At 67.8% G+C, this 9116-nt stretch carries 6 protein-coding genes, 1 tRNA gene and 2 pseudogenes; 4 read left to right on the forward strand and 5 right to left on the reverse strand.

Going from position 1 to position 9116, the window contains the following annotated elements:
- Positions 1-5: 5 nt before the first annotated feature.
- Positions 6-1070 carry an ArgS-related anticodon-binding protein NrtL gene (nrtL, locus tag IE198_RS17820; RefSeq protein ID WP_189887596.1) on the reverse strand — a complete coding sequence of 355 codons (1065 nt, stop codon included), beginning with the start codon at positions 1068-1070 and terminating at the stop codon, positions 6-8.
- A 162-nt stretch (positions 1071-1232) separates the two neighbouring features.
- Positions 1233-1676 (reverse strand): response regulator, encoded by a 444-nt coding sequence (locus IE198_RS17825; protein WP_229834038.1) that lies wholly within the window; start codon positions 1674-1676, stop codon positions 1233-1235.
- A 294-nt stretch (positions 1677-1970) separates the two neighbouring features.
- Between IE198_RS17825 and IE198_RS17830 the strand changes: the two genes are divergently transcribed.
- Both IE198_RS17830 and IE198_RS35250 read left to right on the forward strand, forming a co-directional pair.
- A tRNA-Arg gene (locus IE198_RS17830) sits at positions 1971-2042 on the forward strand.
- Positions 2043-2656: 614 nt separating this feature from the next.
- Positions 2657-3190, forward strand: coding sequence for a hypothetical protein (locus IE198_RS35250; protein WP_229834040.1), 534 nt, complete (start codon positions 2657-2659; stop codon positions 3188-3190).
- A 121-nt stretch (positions 3191-3311) separates the two neighbouring features.
- Here the strand turns inward: IE198_RS35250 and IE198_RS17840 are convergent.
- From IE198_RS17840 to IE198_RS17850, 3 genes and pseudogenes are all read right to left on the reverse strand, one after another.
- Positions 3312-3716: pseudogene (locus IE198_RS17840) on the reverse strand (IS5 family transposase); the annotation flags it as partial.
- Between the two features lie 753 nt (positions 3717-4469).
- Positions 4470-5745, reverse strand: a pseudogene (locus IE198_RS17845) (IS701 family transposase).
- A 106-nt stretch (positions 5746-5851) separates the two neighbouring features.
- Positions 5852-6598 carry a transposase gene (locus IE198_RS17850; RefSeq protein WP_189887604.1) on the reverse strand — a complete coding sequence of 249 codons (747 nt, stop codon included), beginning with the start codon at positions 6596-6598 and terminating at the stop codon, positions 5852-5854.
- A gap of 532 nt (positions 6599-7130) precedes the next feature.
- Here IE198_RS17850 and IE198_RS17855 point away from each other — a divergent pair.
- The gene (locus IE198_RS17855; protein WP_189887606.1) at positions 7131-7997 is read left to right on the forward strand and encodes a hypothetical protein; all 867 of its coding nucleotides are present in this window, start codon (positions 7131-7133) and stop codon (positions 7995-7997) included.
- On the forward strand, positions 7988-8920 hold the full coding sequence (locus tag IE198_RS17860; protein WP_189887608.1) for a hypothetical protein: 933 nt from the start codon (positions 7988-7990) through the stop codon (positions 8918-8920). The genes IE198_RS17855 and IE198_RS17860 overlap by 10 nt, the downstream gene beginning before the upstream one ends.
- Positions 8921-9116: the final 196 nt, after the last annotated feature.

A 9116-nucleotide genomic window follows, 5' to 3' on the forward strand; every position in this document is an offset into this window, starting at 1 on the left:
TCACATCACAGGTGTTCGGGTGCGCTGATACCGAGCAGGGACAGGCCACCGGCGAGCACCGTCCCGGCGGCTTCGGCAAGGGCGAGCCGGGAACGGTGGGCGGCCGAGGGTTTCTCGTCCCCGACGGGCAGCACGGAGTGCTGAAAGGAGAGGAGAGCGTCGGCGGTGACTTCCAGGTGCCGGACCAGCCTGTCGGGCGCGCGCAGGCGCGCGGCGTCGGCAAGGACGGCGGGGTGATCGCCGATGGCGGCGGTGAGCGCGGGGGCGTGGACCTGCCGGTCGGGGGCGGCGGTGAAGCCGAGCAGTGCGGCGTTGCGGGTGAGGGCGTGGGCGCGGGAGTGGGCGTAGCGCACGCGGAAGAGCGGGTTGCGCTCGTGCTGCACGAGCAGGAGCCGCCCGTCGCTCCCGTCCGTCCTCGGCCTGTCGTGCGCGGCGGCGGCGAGGAGCCCCCACCGGGCGGCGTCGGCACCGAGGCGGTGCAACAGCGCTGCCCCGTCCTCCTCGGCGGGAACCGGCATGACGTCCGTCCGCAGCCGGCCCCGCGCTTCCTCGGCCTCGATCCGCACCCCGAGGTCGGCCCAGACCGGGTCGGCGGTGCCTTCGCAGGAGGTACGGCAGAGGGTGCCCTGCGACAGCAGGATCCGGCGCAGGGTGTCGGCCGTGACGGCCGCGCGTACGTCGGCCCGGTAGGTCGGCTGCGCGACCTGCCCGGTCAGCTCGGTCCACCCGTACTTCCCGCCCTGCTCCAGGACCTCCCGTACGAGCTGCTGCTGGTTGTCCGGGGCCAACGTGATGTTGAGGAACCCGGGCCCGGTGATGTCGACCGCTTCGATCCCCGGTGCCGCGGCGATCCGCCGCCCGAGCTCCGCAGCCACATCAGCGGCGGGCCGTCCGGCCTGCCGCGCCAGCCGCAGCGCGATCCCGGTGGCGTAGTCCCCGCGCCCACCGGGCCGGGGCCGCTCGATCTTCACGCTGTCGATGCTCTCGGGCGCCTCGACGAGCAGCGCACCGTCCTCCACGGCACGGCACACGGCGTGCCGCACGGTACGGGAGAGCTCTGCGGGGGTCACGGGACAAGCGTATGGGAGGAAGGGGGGCACTTTGCGAACCGGTTTCGCCATGCGGGCAGCCGGGCGGGCGGCGGGGGACGCGGTAGGAGACGCGACGGGGGCGTGGCGGGCGCGGTGGTCGACACGCGCGGCGGCGCGGGTCGGGGGTCGAGGGCTGTGCGGTCAGCCCGTCGCACTCCCCGCCCGCCCGGCTCCATGCCTGCCGTCCACCGACGGCGGACCCTCCCCGGCCTCCCGGTACATCAACTGCCGCACTACCCGCACCAGCTCGGCCGGCTCGAAGGGCTTGGCCAGAAAGGCATCCACCCCGGCTGCCACACCGCTGTCCACCTCGTACTGCGTACACGCGCTGATGATCGCGAGGGGGATGCGGCTCGTCCTCGGGTCGTCCCTCAGCAGCACGGCGGTCCGCAGACCGTCCAGCCGGGGCATGACGACATCGAGCGTGACGACATCGGGCCGCACCTGATGCACGACATCCAGACACTCGGCACCATCGGCCGCGGTCACGACCTCGAAGCCCTCCAGCTCGAGATTGACCCTGATCAGCTGCCGAATCACCCGGTTGTCATCGACGACGAGCACTCGGCCGGACGCGCCGGACACAACTCGAGAGTAGGTCCGCGGCCCCGGCTGCGTCCGGGTTTTCGCCACTTCCGACCCGCGCGGGCGAAGCGGGGGCACGCTGAGGCACCACGGGGCGCAGGGCCGGTGATCACGTACGCGACTCCCGGCGCCGCCGGTGCCGCGTACGGGCCCGCGGTCCACGCGCCACGAGCCGCGGTTCACGCCCCTCGAAGCGAACCGCGGGCCCCGCCCCTTGGCCCGAAATACCTGTTCACGGAGACCCTTCGGGAGCTGGTAGGGTTCTACCCGTCGCCACGCAGCAGCGCGGCGCACGCCCCCGTAGCTCAGGGGATAGAGCAACGGCCTCCGGAGCCGTGTGCGCAGGTTCGAATCCTGCCGGGGGCACCCTGTATGAGGTGCCCAAAGACCCCGTCACCAGCGGAAACGCTGAGGCCGGGGTCTTCTTGCATGTGCAGCCGTATGCCGCTCAGAGCGGGCGTATGTCGGGGTCCGTGGACCATCTGCGATACAGGCGATAGATGTCCAGCGCGACGTGCGCCCCGTTCCTCATGCAGCCTCTGCACTGTTAGAAGTGGCAGATTCCCCCAGGCCGTCTCTTCTGGATCTTGCCGGGCCCGCGATGCCCGACATCGCTGAATGGTGACAGCGGGGGCAGTGGATACTGTGGTGTTGCAGGTGAAGTTCATTGACGGCCGGGGGACTTGAGCGCAATGGCAGCACAGGGTCAGACGGGGGCAACGCCTCCTCCACCACCTCCATATCCTCCGTCACACTCGCCATCGACGCCTGGCTCAGTGCCTCCCCGATGGGCATGGTGGGTCGGGGGGATCGCGATTCCGCTGCTGGGCATCGTGGTCAGTGTGATCGTGAGCGGCGGCCGTGACGCCGCAGCCCCCGCACCCATATCCGCCCCCGGTTCGCAGACGGCCGTCGCCACACCGCCCCGTACGGACCCAGCGCCTCCCGCTCCGAGCCCGACTGTGCCTGCCAGCCCAGCTGTGACTGACAGGCCGAGCGGGATCACCACACCGTCGGCCGACACTGACCTCACGCCCCCGGACGGACACGGCCCGGCGCGCAAGGCGACATGGGGTCTGGCACCTGCCCCGTGCACGCAACACGAGCAGCAGCTGGTGGACCTCGACACCGGCGAGAGCCGCGTCGAGCAGGAAGACAACGGGGCAGTGGCGAACCCTGGCGGCGCCGAACTGCTGTACTGGCCGGACACCTGCACGGGGATCGGGGACTACGTGCTACGGGCTCTGCCGAATACCCGGGTGGGCCTCCTGCGGGCAGATGCTCCCCGCACCGCCGAGGCCTGCAAGGCGGCCGCGGGCACCGGCTTCGCCGCGCTGCCCCTGTTCGATCGGCGGGACACCAAGGAGCGAGGCTTCACCGTCGGTGCCGCCGTGTGCGCAGTGACCGCCGACGGCGCGGTCGCCATGGCGCTGATCGACCACATGAGCGGAGGAGCAACGACGGACGTGTCGGTCAGCGGCAATTTGTACGTGTGGCCACAGGCCTCGAACTAGGGCGACTTTCGGGCCACATTGCTGCCTGGTGTCAGCCGGCTCGCCGGCCGGGGTCCCTTTGACGGGCCCGGCGGCGCGCTGAACGGCCTGGCGGGACTCGGCTAGGCCGCTCCCTTCGGATCACCTGGGTGGTCAGTCCGCCGCGGGACCGTCCGAGGGCATGGTCGGTCGGCTCGCCGGCCGGGGCCCCTTTTGGCGGGCCCCGGCGGCGTGCTGGTGAACGCGGACGATCGTGGAGTTGACCGCGACGACCCAGTCGAGGTCGCCTTCGGCGTCGGCCTGGGCTAGGAGAGCGGTGTAGACCTTCTCCCAGGTGCCGTCGGCTGACCACTTCCGCAGCCGGTTGTGGGCGCCCTTCCACGACCCGAAATGCTCGGGCAGGTCCATCCAGGGCTTGCCGGTGCGGTACTTGAACGCGATCGAGTCGATGGACCTGCCGGTGATCACGCCACCGCCCGCCCCGCCGAGGCGTCCGATCCGGCAGCAACGGCTCAATACGGGCCCACTGGGCGTCAGTCAACGACATACATCAACCAACGATCCGATGACCTGAAGGAAAGGACCTAGCCCGCCGGCAGCTCCGACACCCCGACGAGTCCCCCTGCCCAGAGCACACAAGATCGATCCCCTGTCAGGTCCAAAGCAGGTAATGTTCTTCTTGTCGGTAGGGGGTGCCCAGGTGCAAACTCTGTGGCAGAACCAGCGACAACGAAGGGCCCAGCTTCTGTCAAAGCCAGGCCCTCCGCGCAGTTCCATGAGCCCGGTCGCCTTGTCTGAGACCGGGCTCACTGCGTGTGTGCCTTCGGCCGCGACCGTCTCATGCGTGGAGCCCTAGTGAGCGAACTGTCCCACGGTGGCAATGACCGCTACGAGCACTCCAACCGCAGCCAGCCCCACCGACCACCTTTCCGGGCCGGTCCACCGCCTGCGTGGCTTACCCAGATCAGACCTCACCACAGCTTCCTCCTTCTCTTCCCGGCACCCTGACTTTCAGGGCGTCCGCCGCACCCCGCGCAGAGTTCGACGGAGCCGAGGGGGAAGAGCCGGTGAAGCGAGACAAGCATCCTCACTGACGGCCCGCCAGGTCAAGCCGAGTTGAAGCACTAAGGCGACTTCTCCGACGAGGGTCTTCACAAGTTCAACACACTGCCAGTACTCCACTGCTCTGGTCGCTGTTTTGCTCTAATAGGACTCCGTTAGGTCTTTCTGGATCTTGATGTTCTGCATACCCCACTGGGCAGGGGCTGTTGGCAGGTGGTGCAGATGCCGGTCCCGCACCTCAGGATGCCCTGGAGGGCGTCGAGGGTCCGGTAGAGAGTGAGCCCGGTGTGGGTGCTTTTGGGCCCAGACGTTGTTCGGTGAGGAAGGCATGGGCGGCAGTCATGAGGGCGATGTGGTGGTGCCAGCCGGGCCAGGACCGGCCTTCGAAGTGGTCCAGGCCCAGGCCGTGCTTGAGTTCGCGGTAGTCGTGCTCGATGCGCCAGCGGACTTTGGCCAGACGGACCAGGTCGGTGATCGGGATGTCGGCCGGCAGGCTGGACAGCCAGTATTCGGTGGGAGCCTCGGCGTCTTCGGGCCACTCGATCAGCAGCCAGCAGTCGGGCAGGATGCCGTCCCACCAGCCCTGTTCGGCCGAGGAGGCAGCCCGGATCGGGCGCTCGACGGCCGGCCGGGCGGACTCGCACGGCGGCGAAGCGGGAACGTAACTGGCCGCGTAAGCCCTGCCGCCAGGTGAGGGAGGTGAACGCTTCCTGCCCGAGATCGGCGGCCAGGGCTGCCACCGAGGGGGCCCGGTGACGGTAGCGGGGCTGGAGCCAGCAACCAACGGGGCCCTTGCGGTCCGGAGCCACGGGGTGGACGTTGAACGGGTGGGCACTCGCGTCCGCGCGGACGGCCAGCATGTAGTCGATTCCCCGCTCTGCCAGGCCGGCCAGCAGGTGGGCGTTGGTGCCGTAGGCGGCGTCGGCCACGACGGCAGGCAGGCGCATGCCCCAGTCGGCCAGCGTGTCGAGCATGTCCAGAGCCAGACGCCACTTCTCGCGGTGAGTGATCTCGGGCGGGGTGCGGGTGACGGTGCGGCGGTCGGTGTCCGCGTCCCACTCCTTGGGCAGGAACAGCCGCCACTGCAGTGGGCAGGAAGCGGTGTCACTGGCGGCGTGGACGCTGACCGCGACCTGGCAGTTGGCGCGTTTACCCAGGGCCCCGCAGTACTGCGGGGCCACGGCGACCGACATTCTTCCGTCCTTGGGCAGCGACACGTCGTCGATCACCCAGGCCATCGGGGTGATCAGCGGCAGCATGCGTTCGCAGATTCGTCGCTGTACCGGCACCGGGTCCCAGGTGGACTGGTTCACGAACTGCTGCGGGTTCTGTTCGTTACCGTCGGGCAGCCGCGAGGCCATGGCCTGGATCGACTTGCGGCGGCCCTCCAACATCAGTCCCCGCAGGTAGCAGTCGCCTTTGGCCCGCTGGTCCTTGCGCGGCACCGAGGCGAACACATCAGCCACGTACAACGCCAACTTCGCCCGGACACGGTTCACTTCATGTGCGTCCATCCACCAACATGCCCAGAAACAGGCCGAACCCGAAGACCTAACGGAGTCCTACTGGGCTGTCCCGTAAATGATCTACGACGTGTTCGTTGATCTGCCTGCTTCTTCGTCACCCGGCGAGGGTGAGGTTGTGCAGGCGGGCGATGCCGAGCATGGCGTGGCGGACGCCGTCGCCTTTGAGCCGGCAGTCGCGGAGGATCTTCCAGGTCTTCATCCGGGCGAAGGCGTGCTCGACGCGGGCGCGGACCCTTCGGTGCGAGGCGTTGTGTTCCTCTTTCCAGTCCGCGAGTTCGCTCTGACCAGGTTCGCGACGGTGCCGGATGACCAGGCCGGTGCCCCGGTGGCCCCCGTCCGCGATGACCGTGGCCCTGCCGATGGCGGCCTTGGCGCCGGACAGTTCCCATGCCTTGCAGTCGTTGCGGTTGCCCGGCAAAGGGCGGCCGACCGCGACGACCAGCCGGGTGTCGGCGTCGATGACGACCTGGTGATTGGTGGAGTACCGGTAATTCTTCGACTGCTCGGCGATGGTGCGGTCGCGGGTGGGGACCAGGGTGCCGTCCACGATCAGCACGGTGTCCTTGCGGAACCGCTTCCGGGGCTGGAGCGCGAGCGATGGCCCGAGGTGGTCGATGATGCGGTCCGCTGCCGACTTCGAGACCCCGAACAGCGGGGCCAGTTGGCGCAAAGTCAGGTTCGTCCGCCAGTAGGCGGCGACCAAGAGCACGCGGTCCTCCAGCGGCAGGCTCCACGGCCGGCCCTTGCGCACCGGATCTGCACCCGCGCCCAGCTTGCCGAACTGACGCGGACTCAGCCCGCTGAACGGGGCTATCCAGGAGGCCTCCGACGCCGTGATCACACACTCCCGAAGCAACCCTTGTCACAACCCGGCTCCTGGTCGGTGTAGATCGGCAGGAGCGTGGCCTTCGCGGGAACGTCGAGTTGCGGGGGGTGGGGGTGCACCCGCACGCTGGAATTGCGGAGGGCCGTACCCTGTCGGCCTTGCCCAAGAGCTGCAGCTACTCGGTGAAACCAGCGAGAGGGGTAGCGCTATGGGTCCCCATACCACGGAAGTCGGTATTGATCCGTTGGAGACAGCGGCGCCTGCGGAGAAAGCAGCGCCTGGCGGCTCTGCTCTGGTGACGGGAGCTCTCGGCCCGGCCACTCGTGTGACGCAGGTAATGAATAACGTGGCCTGTTCATCCCAGTCCGGCGGACAGCCTATCGCTACAGGTTCCGTGAACGTGCAGGGTGGGAAGGTTTTCGCGTTCTTCAGCGCTTCCGGTTGGAACGGATCAGGTTCTACGGGACTATCGGCAGACCTTACGATCGGCGAAAGCTCAACGTCTATCGCTCGCGTTTTCGCCAATCCACCCAATACTCACCTGACCATGACCAGGCAGCGGGTACTCCTTGGTAACCTCCCGCCGAACCCGTCCGCCGAGGCGAAGATCACCGCCGGGTCCGCGACGGTCACCGACGGGAACGACCGTGCCTCCCTGACCGTCCTCGAACTCGGGTCACCGGCCGTCTGGCGGATGGTCGCCGCTAAAGCCGACAAACCCGATTCCGCCAGCCAGTACACGAGCATCTCCTTCAGCTCGCGCGGCGGGTACCTGCTCGTGTGTGCCTCCGCCACCGGCTGCAGCATCAGTCCGCAGGCGATGACCGGGATGAACTTGAGCATCGACGGCACGCGTTACGGAACTATCGAGATCTTCGCCAACAACAACGGCTGGCATCTGGCGTTTGTACCGGCCGACTTCCTGATCGACCGCATCCCACCCGGGCAACACACCCTCGTCGCCACGCCTGCCGCCGGCACCACCATCGACAACAACGACGCTTATGCCATCTCCATCTTCGAGGTCATGGCGCCGCCCACTGTGCTCAACGTGACCGGGGCCCTGGCCAATGCCACCGCCACTGGGCAGTCTGGCGGCAGTGTGGTAGCGAGTGGCAGTTTCAGCAGCTACGGCGGGACCCTCATCATTACCGCGGCCGCCTCGGCGTACTCCAGCATTGGCGCGGCGATGCTCGGCATGACCGTCCAGGTCGACGGTCGATCGGTCGGCACGATGCAGGCGATCGCGAATCCCGCAGCGGTCCATCTGGGCCTGACCGGGAACGATCTCGTGGCCACCGGCATCAACGCGGGTAATCACACGGTCTCGTTGGTGGCGAAGGATGGGACCGTCACAGACTTCAATGACCGCTGTTCGGTCACGATCATCGAGGTGGCGACGACATGGCCATAACCCGCCTGCGGATCACGTTCGATATGTTCAGCGGCCGCCCTGACCCGGTCGTCGAGCTAGCGGGCCCTGAGGCCGAGGAACTGCTCGCCCGGCTGGCGCCGGGCGACCAGATCGACGCTGCCGAGCAGACCACCCCGGGCCCGCATCTTGGCTACCGCGGGCTCATCGTCGAACGGGCCGGCGAGCAGGTCCCGTTCCTGCCGGAGGTCTTCCGCCTGGTGGCCGGGCGGCTGCTTGGTCCGGAGCTGCGGCGATGGGCAGCCGATCCGGAGGTGGAGGACTACATCTGCTCCGAACGGGGACCGGCCGGGCAGGTGCTGAGCAGCCCGGCGGAACTGGACTTCCTCCGGGACGGCCTGGCCGCCGCACGAACGGTGGAGTGGTGGCGGCCGCCGCCGGACGGTCAGGATTCACTCGCGGTAGCAGCCTGCCCGTCAGCACCGGCCGCAGCCCTGGACAAGTGGAATGACGCAGAGGCTCGTTCCATCATCCCTCAGCGGGGGATTCCCAACTGGTCCAGGCAGTGCAACAACAATTGCTATAACTACGGCACCGATGTGCGCACCGACACGTTTGCCCAGCCCGGCCGGGGTAGCGGCCGGGGCTTCACTGTCTCCTCCCTCGCCTGCGATCTGATCAGCCGCTACGCGTTCTACGACGGCCTGGTATACACCCCGGCTGCCAACAACGTCTGCCCTTTGGAAGGCATACTGGTCGCCCTCGTGATGGCCCCCGGAGTTGACTACCACTGGTACCGCCTGGGCAGCGACGGTTTCTGGGCGCACAAAATTGGAGAGACACCGGCCACCGATCTCGACAACGGGGGGCAGAAGATCACTGATCCGCGCACTTGCTCACGCGGCAGTTACTCGGTGTTCTGTAGCTTCATGAACGTTCCTGACGGCAGCGCCCGTATCAGCTGAGGGTTGTCCCGTAACGGCTGATCTTGGTGTCATGATCTTGCCGTGTCTAATGTGATCACGGTGTCGGAGCCGTCCTAGTGTCCTGCGCCAGTAGTTGATCGTTAGTTTTTGTGTGACTTCTGCTGCTGCTGCGTCAGTTCCACGTCGGGGCCCGAAACTGGAGCCGTTGCTGCTCTCTGATGAGGAGCGGGCGGTG

The sequence above is a fragment of the Streptomyces xantholiticus genome (assembly GCF_014651015.1).
Taxonomy (GTDB): Bacteria; Actinomycetota; Actinomycetes; order Streptomycetales; family Streptomycetaceae; genus Streptomyces; species Streptomyces xantholiticus.

Excerpts from the sequence above, each read along its gene's own strand:
- IE198_RS17860 (WP_189887608.1), top strand. The coding sequence starts at position 7,988 with ATGGCCATAACCCGCCTGCGGATCACGTTCGATATGTTCAGCGGCCGC.
- IE198_RS17855 (WP_189887606.1), top strand. The coding sequence starts at position 7,131 with ATGACCAGGCAGCGGGTACTCCTTGGTAACCTCCCGCCGAACCCGTCC.